The sequence below is a fragment of the Flintibacter sp. P01028 genome, assembly GCF_041925235.1.
GTDB classification, from domain to species: Bacteria; Bacillota; Clostridia; order Oscillospirales; family Oscillospiraceae; genus Lawsonibacter; species Lawsonibacter aceti.
On the sequence record NZ_JBHEVC010000002.1, the window covers coordinates 178,338 to 203,631 of the forward strand.

The 25,294-nt window shown below is 54.1% G+C and carries 27 protein-coding genes; 24 read left to right on the forward strand and 3 right to left on the reverse strand.

Annotated elements, in window-relative coordinates; genetic code table 11:
* Positions 1-49 precede the first annotated feature (49 nt).
* From pyrH to ACEVJK_RS05130, 10 genes are all read left to right on the forward strand, one after another.
* A complete protein-coding gene (pyrH, locus tag ACEVJK_RS05085) occupies positions 50-766 on the forward strand; it encodes a UMP kinase (RefSeq protein WP_147571723.1) in 717 nt (238 codons plus the stop codon).
* Positions 767-808: 42 nt separating this feature from the next.
* Positions 809-1,363 carry a ribosome recycling factor gene (gene frr / locus ACEVJK_RS05090; RefSeq protein ID WP_147572011.1) on the forward strand — a complete coding sequence of 185 codons (555 nt, stop codon included), beginning with the start codon at positions 809-811 and terminating at the stop codon, positions 1,361-1,363.
* An 80-nt stretch (positions 1,364-1,443) separates the two neighbouring features.
* The gene (locus tag ACEVJK_RS05095) at positions 1,444-2,190 is read left to right on the forward strand and encodes an isoprenyl transferase (RefSeq protein WP_262670293.1); all 747 of its coding nucleotides are present in this window, start codon (positions 1,444-1,446) and stop codon (positions 2,188-2,190) included.
* Between the two features lies 1 nt (position 2,191).
* The gene (locus ACEVJK_RS05100) at positions 2,192-3,013 is read left to right on the forward strand and encodes a phosphatidate cytidylyltransferase (RefSeq protein ID WP_186852530.1); all 822 of its coding nucleotides are present in this window, start codon (positions 2,192-2,194) and stop codon (positions 3,011-3,013) included.
* A gap of 85 nt (positions 3,014-3,098) precedes the next feature.
* Complete coding sequence (locus ACEVJK_RS05105; protein ID WP_147571726.1) at positions 3,099-3,281, forward strand: hypothetical protein; 183 nt, start codon at positions 3,099-3,101, stop codon at positions 3,279-3,281.
* 1 nt (position 3,282) lies between these two features.
* On the forward strand, positions 3,283-4,419 hold the full coding sequence (locus tag ACEVJK_RS05110) for a 1-deoxy-D-xylulose-5-phosphate reductoisomerase (RefSeq protein ID WP_147571727.1): 1,137 nt from the start codon (positions 3,283-3,285) through the stop codon (positions 4,417-4,419).
* 22 nt (positions 4,420-4,441) lie between these two features.
* On the forward strand, positions 4,442-5,506 hold the full coding sequence (locus ACEVJK_RS05115) for an RIP metalloprotease (protein ID WP_186852531.1): 1,065 nt from the start codon (positions 4,442-4,444) through the stop codon (positions 5,504-5,506).
* A gap of 29 nt (positions 5,507-5,535) precedes the next feature.
* The gene (ispG, locus tag ACEVJK_RS05120) at positions 5,536-6,573 is read left to right on the forward strand and encodes a flavodoxin-dependent (E)-4-hydroxy-3-methylbut-2-enyl-diphosphate synthase (protein WP_186852532.1); all 1,038 of its coding nucleotides are present in this window, start codon (positions 5,536-5,538) and stop codon (positions 6,571-6,573) included.
* Between the two features lie 64 nt (positions 6,574-6,637).
* Entirely contained in the window at positions 6,638-10,822 is a 4,185-nt protein-coding gene (locus tag ACEVJK_RS05125; protein WP_374740123.1) for a PolC-type DNA polymerase III, read from the forward strand.
* 124 nt (positions 10,823-10,946) lie between these two features.
* Positions 10,947-11,459: a ferritin gene (locus tag ACEVJK_RS05130; protein ID WP_186852534.1), complete on the forward strand. Its 513-nt coding sequence runs from the start codon at positions 10,947-10,949 to the stop codon at positions 11,457-11,459.
* 229 nt (positions 11,460-11,688) lie between these two features.
* Here the strand turns inward: ACEVJK_RS05130 and ACEVJK_RS05135 are convergent, their stop codons facing one another.
* Positions 11,689-12,171, reverse strand: coding sequence for a hypothetical protein (locus ACEVJK_RS05135; protein ID WP_147571732.1), 483 nt, complete (start codon positions 12,169-12,171; stop codon positions 11,689-11,691).
* A gap of 130 nt (positions 12,172-12,301) precedes the next feature.
* Complete coding sequence (locus ACEVJK_RS05140; RefSeq protein ID WP_374740124.1) at positions 12,302-12,913, reverse strand: TetR/AcrR family transcriptional regulator; 612 nt, start codon at positions 12,911-12,913, stop codon at positions 12,302-12,304.
* Positions 12,914-13,116: 203 nt separating this feature from the next.
* Here ACEVJK_RS05140 and ACEVJK_RS05145 point away from each other — a divergent pair, with 203 nt between their 5' ends.
* The 14 genes from ACEVJK_RS05145 (at position 13,117) to ACEVJK_RS05210 (ending at position 24,672) form a co-directional block, all read left to right on the forward strand.
* Entirely contained in the window at positions 13,117-14,499 is a 1,383-nt protein-coding gene (locus ACEVJK_RS05145) for a sodium-dependent transporter (RefSeq protein WP_186852537.1), read from the forward strand.
* Between the two features lie 132 nt (positions 14,500-14,631).
* Positions 14,632-15,801, forward strand: a complete 1,170-nt coding sequence (gene hisZ, locus ACEVJK_RS05150) for an ATP phosphoribosyltransferase regulatory subunit (RefSeq protein ID WP_374740125.1) — start codon at positions 14,632-14,634, stop codon at positions 15,799-15,801.
* Complete coding sequence (hisG, locus tag ACEVJK_RS05155) at positions 15,798-16,439, forward strand: ATP phosphoribosyltransferase (protein ID WP_147571736.1); 642 nt, start codon at positions 15,798-15,800, stop codon at positions 16,437-16,439. Before hisZ ends, hisG begins: the two co-directional genes overlap by 4 nt.
* Positions 16,436-17,737, forward strand: a complete 1,302-nt coding sequence (gene hisD / locus ACEVJK_RS05160; protein ID WP_374740127.1) for a histidinol dehydrogenase — start codon at positions 16,436-16,438, stop codon at positions 17,735-17,737. Before hisG ends, hisD begins: the two co-directional genes overlap by 4 nt.
* A 112-nt stretch (positions 17,738-17,849) precedes the next feature.
* Positions 17,850-18,425, forward strand: coding sequence for an imidazoleglycerol-phosphate dehydratase HisB (hisB, locus tag ACEVJK_RS05165; protein ID WP_374740128.1), 576 nt, complete (start codon positions 17,850-17,852; stop codon positions 18,423-18,425).
* Between the two features lie 19 nt (positions 18,426-18,444).
* Positions 18,445-19,053: an imidazole glycerol phosphate synthase subunit HisH gene (hisH, locus tag ACEVJK_RS05170; RefSeq protein ID WP_147571739.1), complete on the forward strand. Its 609-nt coding sequence runs from the start codon at positions 18,445-18,447 to the stop codon at positions 19,051-19,053.
* 30 nt (positions 19,054-19,083) lie between these two features.
* On the forward strand, positions 19,084-21,198 hold the full coding sequence (locus ACEVJK_RS05175; RefSeq protein WP_147571740.1) for an LTA synthase family protein: 2,115 nt from the start codon (positions 19,084-19,086) through the stop codon (positions 21,196-21,198).
* A 64-nt stretch (positions 21,199-21,262) separates the two neighbouring features.
* Positions 21,263-21,982 carry a 1-(5-phosphoribosyl)-5-[(5-phosphoribosylamino)methylideneamino]imidazole-4-carboxamide isomerase gene (gene hisA / locus ACEVJK_RS05180; protein WP_147571741.1) on the forward strand — a complete coding sequence of 240 codons (720 nt, stop codon included), beginning with the start codon at positions 21,263-21,265 and terminating at the stop codon, positions 21,980-21,982.
* Positions 21,979-22,101, forward strand: coding sequence for a hypothetical protein (locus ACEVJK_RS05185; RefSeq protein WP_374740131.1), 123 nt, complete (start codon positions 21,979-21,981; stop codon positions 22,099-22,101). Before hisA ends, ACEVJK_RS05185 begins: the two co-directional genes overlap by 4 nt.
* A gap of 41 nt (positions 22,102-22,142) precedes the next feature.
* The gene (locus ACEVJK_RS05190; RefSeq protein ID WP_374740132.1) at positions 22,143-22,478 is read left to right on the forward strand and encodes a hypothetical protein; all 336 of its coding nucleotides are present in this window, start codon (positions 22,143-22,145) and stop codon (positions 22,476-22,478) included.
* Positions 22,472-23,227: an imidazole glycerol phosphate synthase subunit HisF gene (gene hisF, locus ACEVJK_RS05195; RefSeq protein ID WP_374740134.1), complete on the forward strand. Its 756-nt coding sequence runs from the start codon at positions 22,472-22,474 to the stop codon at positions 23,225-23,227. Before ACEVJK_RS05190 ends, hisF begins: the two co-directional genes overlap by 7 nt.
* Before the next feature lie 5 nt (positions 23,228-23,232).
* On the forward strand, positions 23,233-23,553 hold the full coding sequence (gene hisI / locus ACEVJK_RS05200) for a phosphoribosyl-AMP cyclohydrolase (protein WP_147571744.1): 321 nt from the start codon (positions 23,233-23,235) through the stop codon (positions 23,551-23,553).
* A gap of 61 nt (positions 23,554-23,614) precedes the next feature.
* Positions 23,615-23,941: a phosphoribosyl-ATP diphosphatase gene (gene hisE / locus ACEVJK_RS05205; protein WP_147571745.1), complete on the forward strand. Its 327-nt coding sequence runs from the start codon at positions 23,615-23,617 to the stop codon at positions 23,939-23,941.
* 14 nt (positions 23,942-23,955) lie between these two features.
* Positions 23,956-24,672 (forward strand): Bax inhibitor-1/YccA family protein, encoded by a 717-nt coding sequence (locus ACEVJK_RS05210; RefSeq protein ID WP_147571746.1) that lies wholly within the window; start codon positions 23,956-23,958, stop codon positions 24,670-24,672.
* A gap of 49 nt (positions 24,673-24,721) precedes the next feature.
* On the opposite strand, the gene ACEVJK_RS05215 is transcribed toward ACEVJK_RS05210, so the two are convergent.
* Entirely contained in the window at positions 24,722-25,267 is a 546-nt protein-coding gene (locus tag ACEVJK_RS05215; RefSeq protein WP_147571747.1) for a nitroreductase family protein, read from the reverse strand.
* Between the last annotated feature and the right edge of the window lie 27 nt (positions 25,268-25,294).

The window sequence follows — 25,294 nt, forward strand, 5'->3', positions numbered from 1 at the left end:
GAAAGAATTATATTAAAATAGAAAAAATGAAACACGAGGAGTGGTTCCTATGGAGCAGCCCAAATATAAAAGAGTCCTGCTGAAAATCAGCGGTGAGGCCCTGGCTGGCGAAGCTTCCCGCGGACTGGATTTTCATGTGATCGGCAGTGTCTGTGATGTAGTGAAGAAGTGTGTGGAGCTTGGTGTCCAGGTAGGCGTGGTCGTCGGCGGCGGAAACTTCTGGCGCGGAGTAAAAGACGGCGGCGATCAGATGGAGCGAGTCCGCGCTGATCATATGGGTATGCTGGCTACGACCATCAACGCCTTGGCGGTCGCAGATGTGCTGGAGCAAAAGGGGGTGCCAGTCCGGGTCCAAACGGCAATCGAGATGCGGTCCGTGGCAGAGCCCTATATCCGATCCCGTGCCATCCGCCATTTGGAGAAGGGCAGAGTGGTCATCTTCGGCTGCGGCACTGGAAATCCCTTCTTTTCTACCGATACTGCGGCGGTCCTTCGTGCCGCGGAGATCGACGCCGATGTCATCCTGCTGGCCAAGAATATCGACGGCGTCTATTCCGCAGACCCCAAGGTGGACCCCAGTGCGGTCAAGTATGACGCCATCACCTATGACGATGTGCTAGCCCAGCATCTGAAGGTGATGGACTCCACTGCTACATCTCTGTCTATGGACAATAAGATCCCTGTTTTGCTCTTTGCACTCAAGGACCCGGAGAATATCCTCCGAGTAGTTATGGGGGAGAAGATTGGTACTATTGTGGGCGGATGAGCCCTGAACAGAGAAATGGAACAAGGAAAGGAAGTTAAGACCATGAGTCCAGAGAATAAGGTATACGATGATAAGATGCTCAAAACCATCGAGGTAGTCAAGTCCAATTTTGCCTCTGTCCGGGCGGGCCGCGCCAATGCCGGCGTGCTGGATCGGATCATGGTAGAGTACTATGGAACGCCCACGCCGCTGAATCAGGTGGCTGCCGTGTCCTCTCCCGATCCCCGGACCCTGGTGATTCAGCCTTGGGATGCCACCCTGCTTAGGGCGATTGAAAAGGCAATTCAGACCTCTGACCTGGGCATTAACCCCCAGAATGACGGGCGTGTGATTCGATTGGCTTTTCCCCAGCTCACGGAGGAGCGCCGTAAAGAACTGGGTAAACAGGTCCGCAAGTACGGCGAGGAGGGCAAGGTGGCCGTCCGTAATATTCGCCGGGACGCCATGGAAGATTTCAAAAAGATGAAGAAGAACGGCGAGCTCACCGAGGACGACCAGAAATCCATGGAGAAGGAGCTGCAGGACCTGACAGATAAGCGATGCAAGGATATCGATGACCTGACAGCCAAAAAAGAAGCCGAGCTGATGGCAGTCTAATGAACTGAAAATGCACAATGCAGAATGCGGAATGATTTTTTCTTCTGCATTCTGCATTTGTGCGGATAGGATATCAATTTATGGATTTTTTCAGATCAAAAGCGGATAGAGCGCCAGCGGTGGACCTGAAGCGGTTGCCCCGGCATATCGCGATTATCATGGACGGAAATGGTCGCTGGGCAAAAAAACGAGGAATGCCGCGTACAGCCGGCCACGCCGCCGGCGCAGAGAATTTCCGTACCATAGCCACCTACTGCAAGGAGATTGGACTGGAATACCTTACAGTTTATGCCTTTTCTACGGAGAATTGGAAGCGGCCTCCGGATGAGGTATCTGCCATCATGGGCCTGTTGAAGAAATATCTTTTGGAGGCCATCGGGCAGATGGAGCGGGATAGAGTAAAAATGGAATTTTTTGGAGATCTTTCCCCTCTGACCCCTGAGCTTCGACAGCTGTGTGAGCGGACAAGAGAGATATCCCGCCACTACGAGGGCTGCCAGGTCAATATCTGCCTGAATTACGGGGGGCGAGACGAGCTGCTTAGGGGGGCCATGGACTATGCCAAAGATTGCCTGGAGGGAAAGGCGGACCCGAACCATCTGACACAAGAGCAGTTTGGACGATACCTTTTTTCCAGAGGAGTCCCGGACCCGGATCTGGTCATCCGCCCCAGTGGGGAGCTGAGGCTGTCCAATTTTCTCCTGTGGCAGTCTGCCTATTCGGAGTTTTACTTCACTGATGTACTCTGGCCTGACTTTTCTAAGGTTGAGCTCCACAAGGCTATTGCGGCGTATCAGAATAGAGATCGTCGGTTTGGAGGTGTGTGATTTGCTGAAACGTATTTGTGTCGGGGTGGTACTGGCCCCCCTTTTTCTAAGCGTGCTATTCTTCCTGCCGCCAATCTATTTGGTCGTGATGCTGGCCTTTATTTTGGCCCTTGCCTCTTTTGAACTGCTGCGGGCGACACAGGTAGCTCACCATAATGGACTGTATATTTTTACTGCCATCGCTGCGGCTATGATTCCCTTTGGATGCTGGCGGTGGGGCTATGGTGGTTGGTATATCCGGGCGGTTTCTCTCGCATTGATGGCTGTGGCCTTTTTCTTTGCTGTCCGCCAGTACGGCACAGAGCGAGAGATCAAATTCAGTGAGATTGTTGTCTGCCTCTTTGGGGGCATCGCTGTTCCCCTGTTTCTGTCCTCACTGATACCCCTCAAAATGATGGAGAACGGCAGATTTTTAGTGCTGCTGCCTGTGCTCTGCGCCTTTACTACCGACATCGGAGCCTATTTTGCGGGCGTATTTCTTGGGAAACACCGGGGTGTCACCAAGGTCAGCCCTAATAAATCTGTGGAAGGCTATATTGGAGGACTGCTGACCGGAGGTCTGTTCCTCCTGGGTTACGGCCTGCTTCTGCGGCAATTCGCAGGCTTGTCTGTGGAACTTCACATCATGGCGCTCTATGGGATACTGGGAAGCGCTATTACTGAGTTGGGTGACCTGTCTTTTTCTTTGGTAAAGCGGCAGTTCGGCATCAAGGATTATGGGACTCTGCTTCCAGGACATGGAGGGATGCTGGACCGGTTTGACTCTATGATCTTCGCCGCACCCATGCTGTTGATTTTAGTGGAGCTGATTCCGGCCTTCTAATTTCCTCTCTTTTAGAAAAGAAAAGAGGTAAAGAAAATTTTGGTCGGGCGAACTTCGTGTACTTGGCGTTGTAAGGAGGATAAACTTGGAATTTGCCGGTTTGCCCTGGTTTCTTTGGCTGGCAATCTTCGTTGCCATATTCTCTGGAGCTGCCGCGTGCTATAAGACCCCGGCACAGAAGAAACAGTGGGACCCGCACACAGTGATTGCCTCCCTTCTGACCGGGATTGTTGTGTGCCTTGCCGTTTTGATTTTGAGGGTATTTTAATATGAGTAAACGAATCACAATCTTAGGCTCCACAGGCTCCATCGGGCGGCAGTCTCTGGAGGTGATTTCCGCCTGCGGTATGGAGGCGGTGGCGCTTACAGCCAATTCCAGTGTGAAACTGCTGGAGGAGCAGGCGCGCCGATACCGGCCTGAGCTTGCTGTTCTGATGGACGAGAGAGCGGCCGGCGATCTGCGGGTCAAACTTGCCGATACGAACGTCAGGGTGTTAGGTGGTATGGAGGGCATTCTGGAGGCAGCTTCCCTTTCCAGCGCTGACACTGTCATTACCGCTGTGGTGGGAATGATCGGTCTGCGTCCCACCTTGGCCGCGATTCGTGAGGGGAAGCGGATCGCTCTGGCCAACAAAGAGACGCTGGTATGTGCCGGCCAGCTTGTACTGGAGGAGGCTCGGGACTATGGGGCCCAGATCATACCTGTGGATTCAGAGCACTCCGCCCTATTCCAATGTCTGGAGGGCAACAGGGACAGGGGAGAGGTCAAACGGCTGATTCTCACCTGCTCCGGTGGCCCTTTCTATGGCAAAAAACCTGCTGAATTGAAAGGAATGACCAGGGAAAATGCTTTACAGCATCCGAACTGGTCAATGGGGGCGAAGATCACTGTGGATTCGGCCACCCTGATGAATAAAGGGCTGGAATTTATTGAGGCTATGCACCTATATCGGATGCCACCGGAGAAAATTTCTGTCCTGATCCACCGGGAGAGTATTATCCACTCGCTGGTGGAATACTGTGATAATGCCATGATTGCCCAGCTTGGCGCGCCAGATATGCGTCTGCCCATCCAATATGCCCTGACATGGCCTAAGCGGACGCCCGGTCCGGCTGTCCCACTGGACCTGTGGAACTGTGGGTCAATGACTTTCGGGACACCGGATACAGATACTTTCCGGTGCCTAAAGCTGGCGATGGAAGCAGCCGAAACAGGGGGAACAGCCGGCGCCATCCTCAACGGCGCTAACGAGGAGGCGGTGTCCCAGTTTCTGGCCGGGAAGATCGGATTCCTGGAGATCGCTGAGAAGGTGGCCTTGGCCATGGAGCGGGTACCAGTAGTTCGGGAGCCTGGGTTAGACGACGTCCTGGAGGCTGACCGGGCAGCGCGAGAGGCCATTGATTGATTTTACCTTTTTTGGAGGTTCTATGCTCTATATCATCGTCGCAATTCTGATTTTCGGCGTCCTGATCGCTACCCATGAATTGGGCCATTTCGCCACGGCAAAGCTGCTGGGGGTAAAGGTCAACGAGTTTTCTGTGGGGATGGGCCCAGCTATCTGGAAAAAGCAGCGGGGTGACACCCTTTACAGCGTCCGTATCCTTCCTATTGGCGGATACTGTGCCATGGAGGGGGAGGACGATGACTCCGTTGATCCGCGGGCCTTTGGAAAGGCGGCCAGTTGGAAGAAAATGGTCATTCTGTGCGCCGGAGCCGCAATGAATTTTCTCACTGGACTGCTTCTGATCCTGATTCTCTATGTTCCACAGCAGGCTGTCCTTGTGGAAACCTACGGAGGTTCTACCCCCGGCTATGGAACTGAAGAATGCGGGCTCCTGCCAGGGGATCGGTTTCTGTCTATTGACGGTCACCGAATCCTGGTTTACGGCAATGCCCAGATGTATCTGGAGCGGGCGGGGGATACGCTAGACATCGTAGTGGAGCGCGACGGGCAGACGGTGCGACTGGACGGCCTCTATCTGCCCCGTCAGGAGCGTACCGACGAAGAAGGAGTGACCACAAACCGCCGCGGAATCCTGGTGGCTTCGGAGGCTGCGCCTCTGTCCGGATTTGGAAAGGTGCAATACGCCTGGAATATGTCCCTGGACTTTGTCCGCCTGGTGTGGATCAGTCTGGGGGACCTGATTTCAGGATCTGTGGGAGTCCGCGACCTGTCCGGACCTGTCGGCATCGTGGATACCATGACGGAAGTGGGGAGCTCGGCTACGTCTGCCTATGCGGCCTTTTACAGCCTGACCTATTTTGCGGCCCTCATCGCGGTCAATCTCGCGGTCATGAATCTTCTGCCGCTGCCAGCGTTGGACGGCGGGAGAGTGTTTTTCCTGTTGCTTAACACCGTGCTTTATAGACTGTTCCGAAAGAGAATAGATCCCAGGTACGAGGGATACGTCCACATGGCCGGTCTGGCTGCGCTGATGTGCCTGATGCTGGTGGTCACCCTAAGTGATGTGGGCAAGCTGTTCGGAAGATAAGAAGTGTCCGGAAAGGGAGGATTTGTGACATGACCAGACAGATCCGTGTAGGAGGCGTACCTGTAGGCGGCGGGGCGCCGGTTTCCATCCAGTCTATGACCAATACCCGTACAGATGATGTGGATGCCACTCTCTCCCAGATACGGGCTCTGGCTACCGCCGGGTGCGATATCGTCCGGGTGGCTGTCCCTGACCAGGCGGCGGCCCATGCGGTAGGAAAAATCAAGGAGCGCAGTCCGCTGCCTGTGGTGGTGGATATCCACTTTGATTATAGGCTGGCGCTGGAAGCCATTGCGGCCGGCGCCGACAAGGTCCGGATCAATCCCGGAAATATCGGGAGTGAGGACCGTGTAAAGGCGGTGGCCGATGCCTGCCGCCAGAGGAACATCCCGATTCGCATCGGGGTAAACGGCGGCTCGCTGGAGAAGGATATTCTGGCCAAATACGGCAAGGTGTGCCCAGAGGCGATGGTGGAATCTGCCTTCGGCCATATTCGGTTGCTGAACCGATTTGACTTTGATGATATCTGCGTGTCCCTGAAGTCCTCCAGTGTCCCCACTACTATGAAAGCCTATCAGCTTATGAGTCTGAAAAGTGATTACCCTTTACATATTGGAGTAACTGAGGCGGGCACGGTCCGTATGGGCACTCTAAAGTCGGCCATTGGAATAGGTGGGCTGCTGGCTTTGGGCATCGGTGATACGATGCGGGTGTCCCTGTCCGCCGACCCGGTACAGGAGGTCATGGCCGCACGGGATATCCTGAAGGCGGCAGGCATCCGAAGAGAGGGAGCGGAACTGGTTTCCTGCCCCACCTGCGGTCGTACTCGTATCGATTTGATCTCCCTGGCTGGGGAGGTGGAGGAGCGTCTGAAGGCGGTGGATAAGCCGATCACCGTAGCGGTCATGGGCTGCGTAGTCAACGGTCCTGGGGAAGCCTCAGCCGCCGACTGTGGAATTGCGGGAGGACAGGGGGAAGGCCTGCTCTTCAAAAAGGGGCAGATCGTCAAAAAGGTCCCACAGGATCAGTTGGTGGACGAGCTGTTTGCACTGATCGATACACTATAAAAACAGATGGACTGGGCGCGGTGAGGGCGTTCCAGGTAAGAAGCGCAAGGAGAATCGAGCACCAATGTCCCAGAAGATACCTTTTTTAGAGATGTTTGCCGCCCTGCGCCAGTGGACCGAGCTGTCCAACGGCGTGGAGGGCTGGCTGATCGTATCCGCCGCCATCGACAAAGGCAGCCGAAGCGCTAAAATATTGGTGGAGAGAGCGGAAGGCGCGGGGCCGAACCTAATAGTCCAGGCGGAGGAGGCGGTGTGCAGAGCCTATGGCCTGGGCAGTGTGAAAATCGAGGCGGCAGCTCCGGCAGACAACTCCGTATCCCAAACTGGAGCCCAGAGAAGCGGGTCCGATTTGGAGAAAAGGAGCGGCGAAGTAAGTGAGCTTTTGCCAACAGCCGGAAGCGAAGGATGCGAACCCCGCGGCGACGAGGATCCCTTCGCACGCACCGAGGCCATTCGGCAGGCAGCCTTGAAGCGGGCCGGCGTAAAGCCCTCAGGCCCTTCTGCTCCTAAGGGGGAGAAGAAGAGCACCGGCAAAGCAATCTTCGGCAAGACTATCACCAAAGCTCCCACCCCTATGGGGGACCTGGAGCTGGACATGGGTACAGTGGTGGTGGAAGGCGATGTCTTTGCTGTGGATAACCGGGAGCTGAAAAAGCGGGGAGCCTGGGTAGTCGCCTTTGATATGACCGACTATACCGGCTCTATCCGCGTCAATAAATTTTTTCCAGGCGATGAGGGAAAACCGCTGGTGGATGGGATCAAAAAGGGGCTGCATGTCAAGGTCCAGGGCCGGCTGAACATGGACCGGTTTTATGGTGATATGGTGCTGGAACCTGTGGCCGTTACCGCTGTGGAAAAGAAAATGAAGGAGGATACAGCACCGGAGAAGCGGGTGGAGCTCCACCTGCATACTACCATGTCCTCCATGGATGCGCTGACCTCTGTGGGACCAAAGCTGGGGCCAGACAAAAATGTGGTAAAACGGGCTGAGGCCTGGGGACATCCTGCCATCGCTATCACCGACCACGGTGTGGCCCACTCTTTCCCAGACGCCTGGCATTCGGCCAAAAAGATCAAGCTGCTCTATGGCGTAGAGGCCTATTTTGTCAACGACGTGGACGACCGGGTGGCCATCCATGGGACACCGGACCAGGGATTTGAGGAAGAGATCGTATGCTTTGACCTGGAAACCACCGGATTTCATAAAAAATATGAGGTCATTATTGAGATTGGCGCCGTGGTGCTGAAGAACGGCGAGATCACCGATACCTTCAATACCTTTGTTTCACCAGGCCGTATCCTGTCTGCCGACATTATCAATCTGACCGGAATCACGGATGAAATGCTGGTAGGAGCCCCATCCCAGGAGGCGGCACTTCGTGCCTTTTTGGAGTTTGCCGGTGACCGTCCTCTGGCTGCACACAACGCCGAGTTCGACATGGGCTTTCTCGCAGAGGGGTGTCAGCGATATGGCATCCCCTTTCACAATCCCTCCATTGACAGCCTGATCCTGGCCCAGAATCTGTTGCCGGAGCTGAACAAGCACAAGCTGAATATTGTGGCGGAGCATCTGCATCTCCCGGCCTTTAACCATCATCGGGCCAGCGATGACGCAGCCACAGTGGCCTATATGCTGCCCCACTTTTTTGAAATGCTGGAGGAAGCCGGCCTTGATAACCTTAACCAGATCAACGGCTACATGCCCAAGCTGCGCAAGGGCGGCAGAGCCAAGCGCCAGCCAAAGCACCTGATTGTTCTAGCTAAGAATCAGACCGGCCTTCGCAATCTATACAAGCTGATCTCCCTGTCCTACTTAGAGCACTTTAAGCGAGTCCCTATCATATCCAAATCTCTTATTGAAGAGAATCGGGAGGGGCTTATCATCGGTTCGGCCTGCGAGGCGGGAGAGCTGTTCCGGGCCGTGGTGGACGGGAAGAGCTGGGAAGAGCTGAAGCGTATTGCCTCCTGGTATGACTATCTGGAGATACAGCCGATCTGCAACAATATGTTCATGCTGCGTAAGGGGATGGTCCGCACCGAGGAGGAGCTGCGGGACTTCAACCGTACCATCGTCAAGCTGGGGGAGGAGCTGGGGAAACCAGTCTGCGCCACCGGCGACGTCCACTTCTTGGACCCAGAGGACGAGATATATCGGCACATCCTGTTGGCCTCTAAGGGGTTTGAGGATGCCGACGAGGCCCTGCCAATCTATTTCAAGACTACGGACGAGATGCTGAAGGAGTTTTCCTATCTTGGAAAGGAGAAGGCGCATCAGGTGGTGGTGGAAAACACCAATCTGATCGCCAACTGGTGTGACCCCATTGAACCGCTCCCAAAGGGGCTGTTCGCCCCCAAGCTTGAGGACTCTGATGGAGAGCTGACCCGTCTGGTCTGGGGGAAGGCCCATGAGCTCTATGGAGAGGAGCCGCCCCAAATCGTGGTGGACCGGATCAACGCCGAGCTGGGAGACATTATTCGGTGTAAGTATGACGTCATCTATATGTCCGCCCAAAAGTTGGTTCAAAACTCCTTGGAGCATGGCTATCTGGTAGGCTCACGGGGATCGGTGGGCTCCTCTCTGGTCGCCTTCATGTCCGGTATTACCGAGGTCAACTCCCTGCCAGCCCACTACCGCTGCCCCAAGTGCAAGCATTCTGACTTTGATTATGCCCAGGATCCCGCTCACCTCTATGGCTGCGGAGTGGACATGCCGGACGCTGTCTGTCCCGTTTGCGGGACAAAATATGTCAAGGACGGCTTCAACATCCCCTTCGAGACCTTCCTGGGGTTCGGCGGCGACAAGGTCCCAGATATCGACCTGAATTTCTCCGGCGAGTACCAGTCCAGCGCCCACAAGTATACCTTTGAGCTCTTTGGTCAGACCCATGTGTTCCGGGCGGGCACCATCGGGACCGTTGCGGAGAAGACCGCTTTTGGTTATGTAAAAAAATATTTTGAGGAAAAAGGAAAGAGTGTTTCAAAGGCGGAAGAGAACCGGCTGGCCATCGGCTGCACCGGCGTCAAACGCACCACCGGACAGCATCCGGGCGGAATGGTGGTCATTCCCCAGGATAAGGAGATCTATGACTTCTGTCCCGTCCAGCATCCTGCGGACGACCCGAACAGTGACATCATCACGACTCACTTTGAATACCACTCCATGGAGTCCAACCTGCTCAAGCTGGATATGCTTGGACACGATGACCCGACGATGGTGCGTATGCTGGAGGATCTGACGGGGGTGAATGCCAGGGAGATCCCGCTGGATGATCCAGACACCATGTCACTGTTTACCTCATCCAAGGTCCTTGGGTTTGAGAACGACAAGGTATTGGGGCCCACTGGCGCCGTAGCCGTTCCGGAGTTCAACACCAGATTTACTCGTGGGGTGCTGGAGGAAACGCAACCTACCCAATTTGATATGCTGCTTCGGATCTCCGGTTTTACCCACGGTACGGATGTATGGCTGGGCAATGCCAGGGATATTATCATGAGCGGTACGGGCGGCGTGTCGGAGTGCGTAGGCTGTCGTGATGACATTATGCTGTTCCTTATCTCCAAGGGGATGCCGCCCAAGCGCTCGTTCAAGATCATGGAGTCGGTCCGAAAGGGCCGGGGCCTGCCCGAAGGAGCGGAGGAGGAGATGCGGGCGGCGGGCGTCCCTGACTGGTACATCAACTCCTGTAAAAAGATCGCTTACCTCTTTCCGAAGGCTCACGCAGTAGCCTATGTGATGATGGCGTTTCGCATCGCCTGGTTTAAGGTCCACCGCCCTTTGGCTTTCTACGCGGCCTTCTTCTCCATCCGGGCCAAGGCTTTTGACGAGAAGTTTATGTGCCGGGGCATGGATGTGTGCCAAAAGAAGATGAGAGAGATTATCGCCAAGGATAAGGAGGCCACAGCGGTGGAGCAGGATATGCTTATTACCCTGGAGGTCTGTTATGAATTCTATCTCCGGGGCTTCCATTTCGAGCGGCTGGACCTGTATAAATCCCAGGCCATCCATTTCGCTATGGATGAGGAAAAGGGAACTCTGATTCCTCCATTTGTGTCTGTGGCTGGACTGGGGGAAACAGCGGCCATCTCTCTGGCGGAGCAGGCCAGGGACCGGCATTTTATCTCCATTGAAGAGGTGACAGCGGCCTGCCCCAAAGTGTCCAAGACACACATTGAGATGCTGAAGGAGGCCGGAGCCTTCGGAGATATGCCGGAAACCAGCCAAATAGATTTGTTTTCTCTATTTGGTTAGAGCATTTGACTGGCCGATCTTCTTTTCCAGGGAAGGGGAAGAAAGGGACTTGTAAAAGTTTACCTGCTGTGATAGGATACATCTGCCTCATAAGGGGTAATCATGCAAAGAAAGGGTCATTTTTATGTTGGATAAAAAAGTTGCGGAACTCATCAATGACCAGATCAATAAGGAGTTTTACTCCGCTTATCTGTATCTGGACTTCTCTGTGTACTATGAGGAGGTGGGGCTGGACGGCTTCGCCAACTGGTATATGATCCAGGCCCAGGAAGAGAGAGACCACGCCGTACTGATGCTGCAGTACCTGCAGAATAATGGTGAGAAGGTCACCCTGGAGGCTATTGCCAAGCCTGACAAGGAGTTGAAGGACAAATTGCAGGTGCTGGAACTGGGGCTTGAGCATGAGAGATATGTTACCAGCCTGATCCACACGATTTATGAGGCTGCCTATTCCGCCAAGGATTTCCGGACCATGCAGTTCCTGGATTGGTTTGTTAAGGAGCAAGGCGAAGAAGAAAAGACAGCTGAGGATATGATCAAGAAGATGAGGCTCTTTGGCGACGATGCTAAAAGCCTGTATGCGCTGAACAGCGAGATGGCCGGCCGGACCTATACCGCCCCATCGTTGACACTGTAAGGGACCAGAAGGAAAATAGAGACCCGCCCCGCTGAAAGCGGGGCGGGTCTTTTTACTTCTTTTCTTCATGGTCTGAAAAAGTATGCCAGTTTTCTCTCTTTTGCGGAAGGAAGAGCTCTTTGATTCGTGCTAGTGCCCCCTCTACCAGATGGAACCAGAGATTTCCCACGACAAGGATCAGAAGCAGGACCGCTAACAGGCCGCCAAATAAAATCAGATGCTCCATACCTTATTTGGTAGCGTAAACGTTGAGGAAGAAGTCGCGGAAGTCTTTTTCCTCCTGTTCCTGGTCTACATAGATATACAAATTTTCGTCATCCAGCCAGCTGAATGTTTTCAGTGCCGTATACCCCTTTTTATCGGGATAGATCACAAGGCTATCCAGCATTTTTTCCCGATACGCCTTTTCAATTTCGGACTTTTTATAGACTAGAGGGTCACCGCAACCGGACAAGTCCGGCACAGTTGGAAGGATGACCACAGTTGGGTCCTCCTCCTTCCATCCCACGATCAGACTGGCGATGGTGCTTTTGCTGCCGTGGACCAGACCATAATTGAACCGGCGTACATCCTCCGTGTAGCAGGCCAGCAGCTTATACTGTGCCCCGTTTTCCACTACCTGGTCAAAAAGAGCACGCATCTTTTTCTTGTTGTTCTCACTTTTCTCCTGATCAACTTCAGGCCCTTTGAATAGCTTGCCAAACAGTCCCATGAGAAAACCTCTTTCTATTCTTCAATTTATAAATACTTTTCTATAAAAAGGTATTTATAAATGCAGTATAATAACAGAAGGTCTATTTGTCAAGACAAAGCCCAGCGACTCTGCCGGGCCCGGAGTCGAGTTATGCGTTTCGATAAATTCCCTCTAAGTAGTCAATGATCAGCCGAATCTGGAGGGACACCGTTTCCTCATCGACACCAGGATGGAAGGGAAAGGAGGAGTATAGATGGGAATGATAGCTGAGTAAGAGCGTATTGACCATGTTCTGGATCAGATGACACTGACCAGCGGTGACTGGGATGTTCCAAAGTTCCAAAAGCGCCTGATAAAATTGAGTAAGTCCCATTTCGAAATCCTGCAATTCATGCTGGGACATATGGCGGCACAGATGGGGGAGATCATCTAACTCCAATACAAATACGCCATGCCGGTCGCCGTGGAAGAACAGGTCAAACACAGTCTCCAGACTGCCTCTCCAAGAGGCGCTCTCCTGTGCCACCTTCCGGGCCCGCTCCAGCATCTTGGTCCGCTGACGACGAAGCACTTGAATTGCTAGAGCCTCTTTAGAGGGAAAGAAGGTATAGAAAAACGCTTTGGATATCCCGACTGCCTCATAGATCTCTTTTAGAGAGGCCTCACGATATCCCTTTTGAGAAAAAGAACGCTGCCCCAGATCCAGCAGCTGCTCCCGAATGTCCTCCCGATCCTGGACGGTATAAGTTTTTTTCGCCATGGTATCCCTCCTTTTTCCCCCTGGATAGAATCAAGTATATCAGAATATCCGGCGGGAGGGAATGGATATTTTTCACAGAAGGTCTTTTTCTGAAAAGAAAAATCGGGCAAACAGAAGTCATTGGGTTGACCTGGCTGGAGAGTTTCGGTACAATGTAGTCACTGTGTTATGGATAATCAGACAAATTTTAGGAGGCAGGAGCCATGGACGAGAGAGAAAGCTTTTCGTCCCGCTTGGGATTTATTTTGATTTCAGCCGGGTGCGCGATTGGGCTAGGGAATGTATGGAGATTCCCCTACATCACAGGAAAGTACGGAGGTGCGGCCTTCGTCCTGATCTATTTGCTGTTTTTGGTCATTCTTGGACTGCCCGTCATGGTGACGGAGCTGGCGGTCGGCCGGGCCAGCCAGAGGAGCATGGCCTTGTCCTTCCACGTTCTGGAGCCGGCCGGCTCCAAATGGCATTGGTACAGCTATCTCGGTTTTGCGGGAAACTATCTACTGATGATGTTCTACACGGTCATAGCTGGTTGGCTGCTCTACTACTTTGTCAAAATGCTACGGGGTGATTTTATGGGCCTGGATTCCGCCGGCGTGGCAGAGCAATTCAGCCAGATGCAGGCCCGCCCCGGCGTTATGGCCATATATATGGTGATCGTGGTATGTATCGGAATGCTGGTGTGTGCCCAGGGCCTGCGGAATGGAGTGGAGCGGGTAAACAAGGTCATGATGCTGTGCCTGCTGGCGCTTATGCTGGTGCTGGCGGTCAACTCCATCACTCTGGAGGGAGCGGGGGAGGGGCTGAAGTTTTATCTTCAGCCCAATTTTCGGAATTTGATGTATGACGCCCAAGGAAATTGGATTTTGGGTGAGGCGATTTTTGCCGCTATGGGGCAGGCATTCTTCACCCTGTCGCTTGGAATTGGCGCCATCGCCATTTTTGGGAGTTACATCGGCAAAGAGCACCGCTTGACCGGGGAGGCTCTGAGGATCGGCGTACTGGATACCTGCGTAGCTTTTGTAGCCGGGCTAATCATCTTCCCGGCCTGCTCCGCCTTTGGAGTCCCCACCGGAGAGGGGCCCTCTCTGGTCTTTGTTACCCTGCCCAATATTTTTGACCATATGCCCATGGGGCGGCTGTGGGGAGCTCTCTTTTTCCTATTCCTGTCCTTTGCGGCTTTGTCCACCATCATTGCTGTCTTTGAGAATATCATCTCCTTTTGTATGGACAAGGGATGGAGCCGGAAAAAAGCTGTGCTGGTCAATTTTATCTGGGTCTTGATCCTGTCCATGCCCTGTGTGCTGGGCTCTAACCTGTGGGCAGCTTTCCGGCCCCTTGGAATGGATATCTCTGGTATAGAGGACTTTTTAGTGTCCCAGAACATTCTGCCCCTAGGTTCGTTGCTCTACCTATTGTTCTGCGTCTCCAAACGGGGATGGGGCTGGGATGCCTTCCTTGCCGAGGCCAACGCCGGCAGCGGACTGCGTTTTCCGGCCGCTACTCGCTTCTATGTCACCTATGTCCTGCCGCTGATTGTGCTGTTCATTTTCGTGATGGGATATTGGAATACCTTTTGGAAGGGCTGAACCGGCTGTGTCAGCAGGGCGCGTTAAGCGCCCTGCTTTTTATTTTTCTTGACATATTTTTAGTATAGTAGTATATTAGCGTGGTAAAGAATTTGAGAAGGAAGCTTCTCACCAGACAGAGGGAGCGATACCATGAAGCTGACAGTCAATACGCCAGAGGGAACGAGGGACCGTCTTTTCTCGGAGTGCCAGGAGCGCCGCCAAGTCCAGAGCCGTCTGATCCGCTTGTTTCGGCAGCGAGGCTACTTAGAGGTTTCTACACCGGAAACAGAGTACTATGATCTATTTGCGCTGTCTGGCAGTGCGATTCCCCAGGAGCGGATGTTAAAAGTCGGGGATCCAAGTGGAAAAATTTGTGTGATGCGGCCAGACTCAACCACTCCAATCGCCCGTGTGGCTGCCACAAAGCTCCGCTCTATGGCGCTGCCCCAGAGGCTGTACTACGACCAGAAGGTTTACCGGGCCAACCCTGCCCACAACGGCAGCAGCCGGGAGATTCCCCAGTGTGGTGTTGAGCTTATTGGAGCCAAAGGGTTGAAAGCTGATCTGGAAATCATCGTTACCGCCATTGACTCCCTGCGGTCTTGTGGAGCGCCCCGCTTCCATGTGGAGTTGGGACACGCCGGCTTTTTCCGGGACCTGGCCGCCCGTCTGAACCTGGACGATGGCCAGGAGGAGGAGATACGCACCCTGGTAGAGGGAAAAAATTTTGCGGCACTGAACGCCTTTTTATCTCCTTATAGAGGTAACCCGGCTTGTGCCGCGCTGGAGCGGCTGTCCCGACTCTTCGGCGGGACAGAGGTCCTGGCCGAAGCGGAGAGGCTGGCGGGGAAAACAGAGGCGGTGGACTATCTCCATGCCCTCTATGACGAGCTGTCCGCCGCTGGATACGGACAGTATGTCCGTTTTGACCTTGGGATGGTCCACCAGATCGACTACTATACTGGTGTCGTTTTTCGGGGCTATGTAGAGGGGGCTGGTGACGCGGTCCTGTCAGGCGGCCGGTATGATGCGCTGGTAGAGATATTTGGCCGTGAGGCCCAGGCCACTGGCTTTGCGGTGGATGTGGATGCCGTAGCCCGTACCCTGCCGGAGACCGCGCTGCCCCAGCTTCGGGCGGTGGTCCATTATGAGCCCGGCTACCTATCCCAGGCATTGGAGGCTGTGGACGGGCGCCCCGCCGGCACCTGTGAGCTGTCCCCCTGCCGTACCTTGGAGTCCAGCAGAAATATGGCACGGGAGAAGGGGGCAGAGATGGTGCTAGTCTTTGATAAGGACGGAGAGAGGAGAGTGCTGGTATGAGCGAACGGCTGCGAATCGCAATTACAAAGGGGCGGCTCCTGGACCAGTCTGTGGAGTTGTTTGAACGGGTCGGGCTGGATTGCGGACCCATCCGGGACCCGGGCCGCCGGCTTATCCACTCGCTGCCTAACTATCCACTGGATGCCGTGCTGGCCAAGGCTCCAGACGTTATTACCTATGTGGAGCATGGGGTATGCGATCTGGGCATCGTGGGAAAGGATACCATTCTGGAGAAGGGCGGCAGCTTTTATGAGGTCCTGGACCTGGGCTTTGGACGGTGCCGCTTTGCTTTGGCAGTGAAGTCAGGCAGCGATTTTTATGGGACGTATAAGACCCGCCGGGTGGCCTCCAAATATCCTGAGGTGACACGGGCCTTTTTTGAGAAGAAAGGGATGGATGTAGATATCATCAAGATTGAGGGCAGTGTGGAGCTGGCCCCGCTCCTGGACCTAACTGACGCCATCGTGGACATCGTGGAGACCGGGGCTACCTTAAAGGCAAACGGACTGGAGCCCATTGAGACAGTGGCTGATGTATCCGCCCGCCTTATCATCAACACGGCCAGTATGAAGCTCTATAAGGGTCAGATCAACGATTTGATTGCCAAATGTGAGACTGGATTGGAGAAAGAGCTATGATTACTATTATCGAAGCGGATGGACGGCGAGAGCGTGAGCAGTTGGAGGCCATGCGGGCCCGGGCTGCCCAAAAGAACGAAGCGATAGAACTGGCTGTCTCCTCCATTATGGAGAATGTAAAGGAAGAAGGCCTGCCGGCAGTAGAGCGATATACCAGGAAGTTTGACCACCGGATGCCCTATGAGGTACCTAATGAGAGGCTGGAACAGGCCTATCAGAGCTGCCCGCCGGAGTTGATATCTGCCCTGGAACATGCGGCGGACAATATCCGTGACTATAATCAGCGATTATTGACCAAAACAGTGGAGTGGACCTCTCCGGACGGTGGCACTGTTGGGAGGATCGTACGGGGACTGACCAGGGTTGGAATCTATGTTCCCGGTGGAACAGCCGCCTACCCCAGCTCCGTACTGATGAACGCCATTCCCGCCAAGGTGGCTGGTGTGGAGGAGATCATTATGGTGACTCCTCCTACAGATAATCTGAATGACGGCGTTCTGGCTGCTGCTAAGATCGCCGGAGTGGACCGGGTTATCGCTGTGGGTGGGGCCCAGGCTGTGGCCGCTTTGACCTATGGCGCCGGCTTTATTCCCAAGGTGGATAAACTGGTGGGCCCTGGCAATGCCTTTGTCGCCGCGGCAAAGCGGATGGCCTATGGTACGCTGGATATCGATATGGTGGCCGGCCCCTCTGAGGTGTTGATTATTGCTGACGGTTCAGCCGATGGGAAATATGTGGCGGCGGACTTGCTAAGTCAGGCGGAACATGATAAACTAGCATCCGCGGTACTGTTGACGGACAGCATGGAGTTAGCTCGAAGCGTGGACCGAGAGATCATCCGCCAGACCGGCTATCTGGAGCGGTCTGAGATCATGGAGGCGTCTCTGCGGGATTTCGGCTGCGCCATCGTCTGCCCGAATCTGGACTGGTGTGTGGAGCTGGCCAATGAAATCGCGCCGGAGCACCTGGAGATCATGACCTGCCAGCCACGGGAGCTGCTGCCCCGCGTCAAAAACGCTGGAGCCGTATTCCTGGGGGCCTACAGTCCGGAGCCCCTGGGTGATTATCTGGCGGGACCTGACCATGTGCTTCCTACCAGTGGGACGGCCAGGTTCTTCTCCCCACTGAGCGTTGACAGCTTTTTGAAAACAATGAGTGTTATTCAGTTTGACCGGTCCAGTCTGGCACCTATTTCTTCTGAGATCATGACGTTGGCCCAGACAGAAAAGCTTACCGCCCATGCCAACTCGATCCGTGTGAGGTTTGAGGAAGGGGAGCCTGAGATTAGGCGGGGGTAAAACCGCGGTGGATAGACATCCGCTACTACACTTAATCTTCTTGACTAAAAAACTGCCGGGACAAAGTCCCGAGAAGCGAATCAGAATAGAACATAGAGGGAGGGGTCGTGCTGTGCGGACGGCTGAAATTTCCCGTGTGACAAAGGAGACAAATATACAGGTCAAGTTGACCTTAGAAGGCGGAAAAATTGAAATAAAAACAAGAATCGGCTTTTTTGATCATATGCTCACCGCCCTGGCCTTCTATGCCGGCTGGGGTTTGGAACTGGAGGTAGAGGGCGACCTTCATGTGGATGGACACCACACGGTAGAGGACACGGGGATCGTCTTGGGCCAGACACTGAAGCAGGCGCTTGGGGAAAAAACGGGCATCCGGCGTTTTGGCGCTGCCTTTGTTCCCATGGATGAAGCCCTGTGCTTTACCGCCCTGGATTTTTCTAACCGGCCCTTCCTGGTTTTTGACGCGGAGATGCCCCAGGGGATGATCGGTGGCTACGACTCCTGTTTGACGGTCGAGTTTATGCGTGCCTTAGCGATGAACGGTGGGCTGACACTGCACCAGAAGTGCCATTACGGGTCCAATGCCCACCATATCACAGAAGGGCTGTTCAAGTCCTTGGGACTGGCCGTCAAAGAGGCCATCAGAGTGGAAGGGGATCAGGTGGTGTCCACTAAGGGGCTGCTGTAAGCCGGGAGAGAGACGAGTTATGAGCTATATCGCTGTTGTAGATTATGGTGTAGGCAACCTGAAAAGCGTATCCAACGCCTTTGCCTATCTGGGAATAGAAACGAAAATTACCGGAGACCCGGACGAGTTGGAGCTGGCTCAGGCCATCGTCCTGCCTGGAGTGGGTGCCTTTCCGGATGCGGCAGACAAACTAAGGGCCACAGGCTTGGATCAGTCTGTGGTGAAACAGGGCCGTAAAAAGCCTGTGCTGGGGATCTGCCTTGGAATGCAGCTGCTGTTGGACAGGGGAGAGGAGGTCAGACCCTGCCCAGGTCTGGGTGTCATAAAAGGAGTCTGTGCCAGGATCCCCACGGAAGAAAAACTGCCCCATATCGGCTGGAACAGCCTGACATTTCCTAATCGATCCCCGTTGTTTGAAGGGGTAGATGAGGGCAGCTATGTATATTTTGTCCATTCCTTCTCCGCACAGCACACAGATCCAGACCAGGTTAGTGCTGTGTCCCAATATGGGGTCCCTGTGATTGCCGCCGTCCAAAACGGGAACTTTTTTGGCTGTCAGTTCCACCCGGAAAAGAGCGGAGAGACCGGGCTGGCTATCTTACAAAATTTTGCGGGTTTAACCCGCTGAACCTATTGAATTTCCAGGGGGTAATTTCCCATGTCCCGTCCTTACAGTGGTAAACGCATTTATCAGGAGCGCCGGTCTAGCCGAACAGGGTCCGGCTCTGGGCAGACTTTGGGGCGAGTGATGTTCTTTCCCCTCCAGATCCTCTATTTGGAGCTGGTGCTTCATATTTATATGGGCAATTATTTAGGGTACTTGCCTATTTATCTGGTGTTCAGCCTGGCGGGAGGCCTTTTTGTGGCCGCATTTACCCTGCCGTTCTCTCGGCTGGCCAACTGTATTATCACCAAAGTGCTGGCGTTCCTGTTTTCTCTGATTTATGTGGTGGAGATTATCGCAAAAAAGATTTTGACCACTTATTATGGGTTCAGCGCTGTGAAAATGGCGGCGGGAAATCGGCTCATTGACTACGCCGACGTGATCGTATCTACCCTAGTGCGCTCCATTCCCATCATTTTGCTGCTTTTCCTTCCGGCGATTTTGATTATCGCCTTTGGGGGGCGCCTACTGGGCTTTGGACGATTTGATATCCGTTTTTCCGGGGTAGTGTTGGCCGGGGCGGTAATTTTTCATCTGCTTGGCCTGGGTGTGGTCCATCTGCCCTGGAAGGGGGATCTGACTCCGAAGCAGCTGTACCGCATGGACACCAATATGGATGACCAAGTAGAGCAGCTCGGTATGTTGACATCGCTGAGACTGGATGTGAAGCACCTCTTTTTCCCGGCGGACAACACATTAGACGCGGACTTTAGTGGTCTGGGCGACTTGGGAGGCAGTTCCTCCTCGGAAGAGGGCGGCTCCTCCCAGAATCTAGAGGACCCGGAGCCGGTCATCGACACATCACCCAACGTGATGGATGTGGACCTGTCCCAAATTGCGGAAACGGCTACGAATCAGGACATCCAGTGGTTAGCCAACTATTTCAACAGCGTGACTCCCACCAGAAAGAATGAATATACCGGGATGTTCGAGGGCTATAACGTGATTTTCCTGACACTGGAAGGTTTCTCTGGCTACGCTATTGACCCGGAGCTGACCCCTACACTCTATAAGCTGACCCACGAGGGCTTTGTATTCAACAACTTCTATACCGCCCTCCATTTTACTAGCACCTCCGGCGGCGAGTGTCAGAACTTGCTAGGACTATACCCGAAAAACGGGAATCCGGCCACCCTGCCCCGGACCGGGGACCTGGGGACCAACCTGTACTTCTCCCTGGCCCAGCAGTTGGGACGGGAGGGATACCTGGTCCAGGGCTATCACCCCAACTCCAATATGTATAACCGGGAGAAGTCTCATCCTAACCTGGGCTACGATTGGCGACAGTTCGGCATGGGCTTTGACAATTTGGAGCTGTCCGAAAGCGGCAAGCTGCTGTGGCCCCAGCGGGACAAGTATATGATCCAAGCCAGCATCGACAACTATCTCAATAGCGAGGCGCCCTTCCATGTGTACTATCTGACCATCAGCGGCCACATGCCATACTCCAACAACCGTGTGGCCAATCAGTACAGAGATCTTGTGGACCCGTTGCCTTACAGCGATACCACCAAGAACTATGTGGCCACCGTGATTGAAGTGGATCGGGCTTTGGAGTATCTCGTCCAGCGGCTGGAGGAGGCGGGCAAGCTGGACTCTACCTTGATTGTTGCTGCCCCCGACCATATCCCTTACTTCGATGTAGCGACACTGGAGGAGCTGGCGGGTGAATCCTTTGGAAGCTCAGAGGACCTGGAGTATCTGAAGGAGGGCAACATCAATTTTGACGTATACAGAAATTCCCTGATCCTGTGGTCGGCCAGCATGGAGGAGCCTGTAGAGGTAGATAAGGTGTGCTGCCAGGTGGATATCCTGCCTACGGTGTCCAATCTTCTGGGGCTGGAGTACGACTCACGGATGCTGGACGGAAGCGATATTCTGTCAGACAACGAGGGATTGGTGGTCTTTTCCTCCAAGTGCTGGAGGTCAGATCGGGGGTTCTATGACCGCTATACCAGTACCTTTACCCCGGCTGCGGGAGTCTCCATGACCGCAGAGGAACAGGAGGACTATGTGTCCGCCATGAAGAAGCTAGTACAATATAAGCTGGACAGCACAGCGTTGGTCATAGAGAATGATTTTTACGGCTATGTGTTTGGGAATGGCTAAATAAGCTGGGGCGGGACCAGTGGCCCCGTCCCGCTTTTATCTGAATCAAAGGAGGAGCGGTCCTATGCAGATACTTCCCGCCATCGATTTGAAAGACAGAAAGGTTGTCCGACTCTACAAGGGGGATTTTGATACAGTCCACCAGGTGGCAAGAGATCCGGTGGAGACGGCACGGGCCTTTTTGCGCGCTGGAACTCGCTGGGTCCATATTGTGGATTTGGATGGAGCCAGAGATGGAACCAGAAAAAATGGAGAGATCGTCCAAGCGGTGTCAGATGTGGGGCTTCATGTCGAACTGGGCGGGGGAATCCGCTCTATGTCGGATCTGGAGGAGGTCTTTGACCTGGGCGTATCTCGGGCCGTCATCGGTTCCGCCGCTGTCACCCATCCCCAACTGGTATCCGACGCTGTGAAACGATGGGGAGATAAGATCGCGGTGGGCGTCGATACCAAAGACGGACGGGTCAAGACCGCCGGCTGGGTAGAGGACTCTGGCCTGGATTACCTGGAATTTGCGCGGTCCATGGAGAAGCTCGGTGTAAGGACGATCATCTTTACAGATATTGAGACAGATGGGACTCTGTCCGGCCCCAACTTTGGAAGACTGGAGGAGCTGCAGAGGACCGTCGGCTGCCATATCGTGGCCTCCGGCGGCGTATCGAATAACGGAGATATCCGTGTACTAGCCGCCATGGGACTGTACGGCGCTATCATTGGCAAGGCGTACTACGCCGGAACGATTGATCTGGCGCGGGCGGTGGCGGACGGAGGCACACAGGAATGAAGATCGAGGTCCTGGGATACAGCGGGGCCGGAAAGTCCACGTTATCCCGGGAGTTGGGGAAGCGGTACGGCTGTCCTGTCCTTTATCTGGACCAGGTGCAGTTGAGGCTGGATGGATAGAACGGGACAGGGGAGAAGCCCTGTCCCAGGTGGAACAGTTTATGTCCCAAGAGAGCTGGGTTATAGATGGAAATTATAGTGCCTTTCTCCAAGAACGAAGGCTGGAAGAGGCGGACTGTGTCATAATCCTACTTTTGAACCGCTTTTCCTGTCTGGTAAGGGCGGTCAAAAGATATGTTATCTACCACGGCCGCACTCGGGAGGATATGGCGGAAGGTTGCCTGGAAAAGTTGGACCCGGAATTCCTTGCCTGGCTGCTGTGGAAGGGGCGGAACCGAGCTTTTTATAGAGCGGTTGCCTTGCGGTATCCCCACAAGACGGTGGTTCTGAACGACCAGAGGGCCATCAATCGATTTTTGGAGGGACTGTCATGTTAGCCAAACGAATCATTCCCTGCCTCGATGTCCGTGACGGACGGGTGGTGAAGGGAGTCAACTTTGTCAACATCCGGGACGCGGGCGATCCGGTGGCGCTGGCCAAATTTTACTCGGATCAGGGGGCGGACGAGATCGTCTTTTTGGACATCACTGCCACCAGCGACAAAAGGGATACGGTGGCTGATGTGGTGGAGCGCACAGCCAGCCAGGTCTTTGTTCCGCTGACCGTTGGCGGCGGGATCCGCACGCTGGAGGATTTCCAGCGTCTGCTCCGGGCGGGAGCGGATAAGATATCTGTGAATTCGGCTGCGGTTGAGGACCCGACTCTGATTTCCAGAGCCGCGGAACGCTTTGGCTCCCAATGTGTCGTTTTGGCCATCGATGCCCGCAAGCGGACCGACGGCACCTTTGAGGTGGTCACCGCCGGAGGCCGGACTCCGACTGGCCTGGACGCTGTGGAGTGGGCTCAACAGGGGGAAGCTCTGGGCGCGGGGGAGATCCTCCTTACATCCATGGATGCGGACGGCACCAAGGCCGGCTTTGACCTGGAAATGACCCGTTCGGTCACTCAGGCGGTATCGATCCCGGTGATTGCCTCCGGCGGCTGCGGCACTCTGGAGCATTTTGCTCAGGTTTTCCAGGAAACAGGCTGCGATGCGGCCCTGGCGGCTTCCCTGTTTCATTTTGGCGAGCTGACGGTGCCCCAGGTCAAGGATTTTCTCCGGGGCAAGAATATCCCGGTGAGGTGATGGATATGTTTGATTTAGACCTCCTTTTTCAAAAGTCAGAGCTGATTCCGGTGATTATTCAGCATGTGGACACCAAGGATGTCCTGATGCTGGGTTTCACGAATAGAAAAGCGGTGGAGCTGACATTGGAAACGGGGACGGCTTGGTTCTGGAGCCGAAGTCGGCAGGAGCTCTGGAACAAGGGGAGCACTTCCGGCAACTTTCTCCATGTGAAGCGCATTATGACAGACTGTGACACCGATACCCTGCTCTACCTCTGCATTCCAGATGGACCTACCTGCCACACCGGAGCACACAGTTGCTTTTTCCGGGAAATCGAGATATAATAAAAACACAGTGTATCCTTTTTCAATGAGGGAAAACTGTCCTAGGATGGGAGCGATAAGGATGAATGATACTTTGGCCCAGCTATACCGGGTGATAGAGAGCCGGAGAGCGCAACCGCAAGAGGGTTCTTACACCTGCTATTTGTTAGAAAAGGGCCTGGATAAGATATTGAAAAAAGTAGGGGAGGAGTGTTCGGAAACCATTATTGCCGCCAAGAACGGCAGGCAGGAGGAAACGGTGGGGGAGATTTCCGATCTTCTCTATCATCTGACTGTTATGATGGTCCAACAGGATATCCCGTTGGAGGCGGTCATGGAGGAGCTGGATCGCCGCAGCACCAAGATCGGCAACTTAAAACAATTCCATGTCAGCGATCATGAGACCTGAAAGGAGTGTTTCTATTGAGTTTTGATCCCAATGAATTTGACCGCAGCTACGCAAGCGGTTATGTTGAGCCCCTTGGTCAGTATACAGCCAAGACCTTCCTGTGGGTGATGCTGGGCCTATTAATCACCTTTGGTACGGCGCTGGCCTGCCGGATGTCCTATTTCACCATCTATGCTTTGGTTTCTGTCCCCTATCTCCATCTGCTGGCTCTGGTGGCTACAATGATTTTATCTTTTACCATGGCTCGAAGGATCGAGCGGATGCGGGTCAGCACGGCTGTTCTGATATTCGTTCTGTTCTCCGTCCTGTTTGGTTTTACACTGTCCATCTACCTGTTTGTCTATGAGATAGAGTCAGTCATTTGGAGTTTCCTGCTCACGGGGCTTTATTTTGGCGCCCTGTCTGCCTACGGCTTTTTGACACGCAGGGACATGTCCAATTTGCGGCCGTTTCTGTTTTTTGGGCTGCTTTTCCTCATCGCCTTTGGCCTTTTATCCATGTTTATCCCTGGACTGGTAATGTTCGACCGGGTGGCCTGCCTGTTCGGCATCGCGGTGTTCCTGGCCTATACCGCCTATGACACGCAGAAGATCAAGGCTTTCTATCAATATTATGCCAGCTATCCCGACATGCTGGCCAAGGCGTCTATCTTCTCCGCTTTGCAGCTTTATCTGGATTTCCTGAACCTGTTTTTATATCTCCTTCGTTTCCTGGGAAATCGCAGACGGTAAAAAAAGCTCCCCGGTGCTAAATTAGCACTGGGGAGCTTTTTGTCTCAATTTATCGATAGGAGAGCAGAATGTCTACGTCCTTCCGCTTTGGAGCAGTCAGCTCGGCCCCTCCTGGCCAGCCGACCGCGATGAGGGCCATCAGCTCTTGATCCTCTGGCACCTCTAGATAGGCTTGAAGCCTCTTCCGGTCAAAGATTCCCATGATGACGGTACCTAGCCCTAATTCATGAGCGGCCAAGCAGAAGGTCTGGGCTGCGATACCGCAGTCGTAATACTGCCAACCGGCCTCTCGGTCTGTGGTAAAGCTGCCGTCCCGCTCATAGCCGCTGCGTGCCTTCACGAAGGTCTGGGCCACAAGCAGGGGACAAGCACGGATAATGGTGGGGTTGTTAGCCCCTGGCAGACAGTACTCCGAAGCGATGGTTTCCCGTGTGGCCGGATCCTCGATGGCGATATAGCGGCTGATCTGAGTGTTTTTCCAGCTTGGGGCATAGGAGGCCAGAGAAACGACTTTCTCCAGCAGCTCGTGGCTGACCGGCCGGTCAGCAAACTGGCGCACGCTGCGCCGGGTCAAAATACACTGTTGGGCGTCCATATCGACACGCTCCTTTTTCATAAGCTG

Excerpts from the sequence above, each read along its gene's own strand:
- hisE (WP_147571745.1), top strand. The coding sequence starts at position 23,615 with ATGAATGATACTTTGGCCCAGCTATACCGGGTGATAGAGAGCCGGAGA.
- ACEVJK_RS05215 (WP_147571747.1), bottom strand. The coding sequence starts at position 25,267 with ATGGACGCCCAACAGTGTATTTTGACCCGGCGCAGCGTGCGCCAGTTT.
- ACEVJK_RS05110 (WP_147571727.1), top strand. The coding sequence starts at position 3,283 with ATGAGTAAACGAATCACAATCTTAGGCTCCACAGGCTCCATCGGGCGG.
- hisA (WP_147571741.1), top strand. The coding sequence starts at position 21,263 with ATGCAGATACTTCCCGCCATCGATTTGAAAGACAGAAAGGTTGTCCGA.
- frr (WP_147572011.1), top strand. The coding sequence starts at position 809 with ATGAGTCCAGAGAATAAGGTATACGATGATAAGATGCTCAAAACCATC.
- hisZ (WP_374740125.1), top strand. The coding sequence starts at position 14,632 with ATGAAGCTGACAGTCAATACGCCAGAGGGAACGAGGGACCGTCTTTTC.
- ACEVJK_RS05130 (WP_186852534.1), top strand. The coding sequence starts at position 10,947 with ATGTTGGATAAAAAAGTTGCGGAACTCATCAATGACCAGATCAATAAG.
- ACEVJK_RS05145 (WP_186852537.1), top strand. The coding sequence starts at position 13,117 with ATGGACGAGAGAGAAAGCTTTTCGTCCCGCTTGGGATTTATTTTGATT.
- ACEVJK_RS05115 (WP_186852531.1), top strand. The coding sequence starts at position 4,442 with ATGCTCTATATCATCGTCGCAATTCTGATTTTCGGCGTCCTGATCGCT.
- ispG (WP_186852532.1), top strand. The coding sequence starts at position 5,536 with ATGACCAGACAGATCCGTGTAGGAGGCGTACCTGTAGGCGGCGGGGCG.
- ACEVJK_RS05095 (WP_262670293.1), top strand. The coding sequence starts at position 1,444 with ATGGATTTTTTCAGATCAAAAGCGGATAGAGCGCCAGCGGTGGACCTG.
- ACEVJK_RS05175 (WP_147571740.1), top strand. The coding sequence starts at position 19,084 with ATGTCCCGTCCTTACAGTGGTAAACGCATTTATCAGGAGCGCCGGTCT.
- hisD (WP_374740127.1), top strand. The coding sequence starts at position 16,436 with ATGATTACTATTATCGAAGCGGATGGACGGCGAGAGCGTGAGCAGTTG.
- ACEVJK_RS05185 (WP_374740131.1), top strand. The coding sequence starts at position 21,979 with ATGAAGATCGAGGTCCTGGGATACAGCGGGGCCGGAAAGTCCACGTTA.
- ACEVJK_RS05140 (WP_374740124.1), bottom strand. The coding sequence starts at position 12,913 with ATGGCGAAAAAAACTTATACCGTCCAGGATCGGGAGGACATTCGGGAG.
- hisH (WP_147571739.1), top strand. The coding sequence starts at position 18,445 with ATGAGCTATATCGCTGTTGTAGATTATGGTGTAGGCAACCTGAAAAGC.
- ACEVJK_RS05190 (WP_374740132.1), top strand. The coding sequence starts at position 22,143 with ATGTCCCAAGAGAGCTGGGTTATAGATGGAAATTATAGTGCCTTTCTC.
- hisF (WP_374740134.1), top strand. The coding sequence starts at position 22,472 with ATGTTAGCCAAACGAATCATTCCCTGCCTCGATGTCCGTGACGGACGG.
- hisG (WP_147571736.1), top strand. The coding sequence starts at position 15,798 with ATGAGCGAACGGCTGCGAATCGCAATTACAAAGGGGCGGCTCCTGGAC.
- ACEVJK_RS05135 (WP_147571732.1), bottom strand. The coding sequence starts at position 12,171 with ATGGGACTGTTTGGCAAGCTATTCAAAGGGCCTGAAGTTGATCAGGAG.
- hisI (WP_147571744.1), top strand. The coding sequence starts at position 23,233 with ATGTTTGATTTAGACCTCCTTTTTCAAAAGTCAGAGCTGATTCCGGTG.
- ACEVJK_RS05125 (WP_374740123.1), top strand. The coding sequence starts at position 6,638 with ATGTCCCAGAAGATACCTTTTTTAGAGATGTTTGCCGCCCTGCGCCAG.
- pyrH (WP_147571723.1), top strand. The coding sequence starts at position 50 with ATGGAGCAGCCCAAATATAAAAGAGTCCTGCTGAAAATCAGCGGTGAG.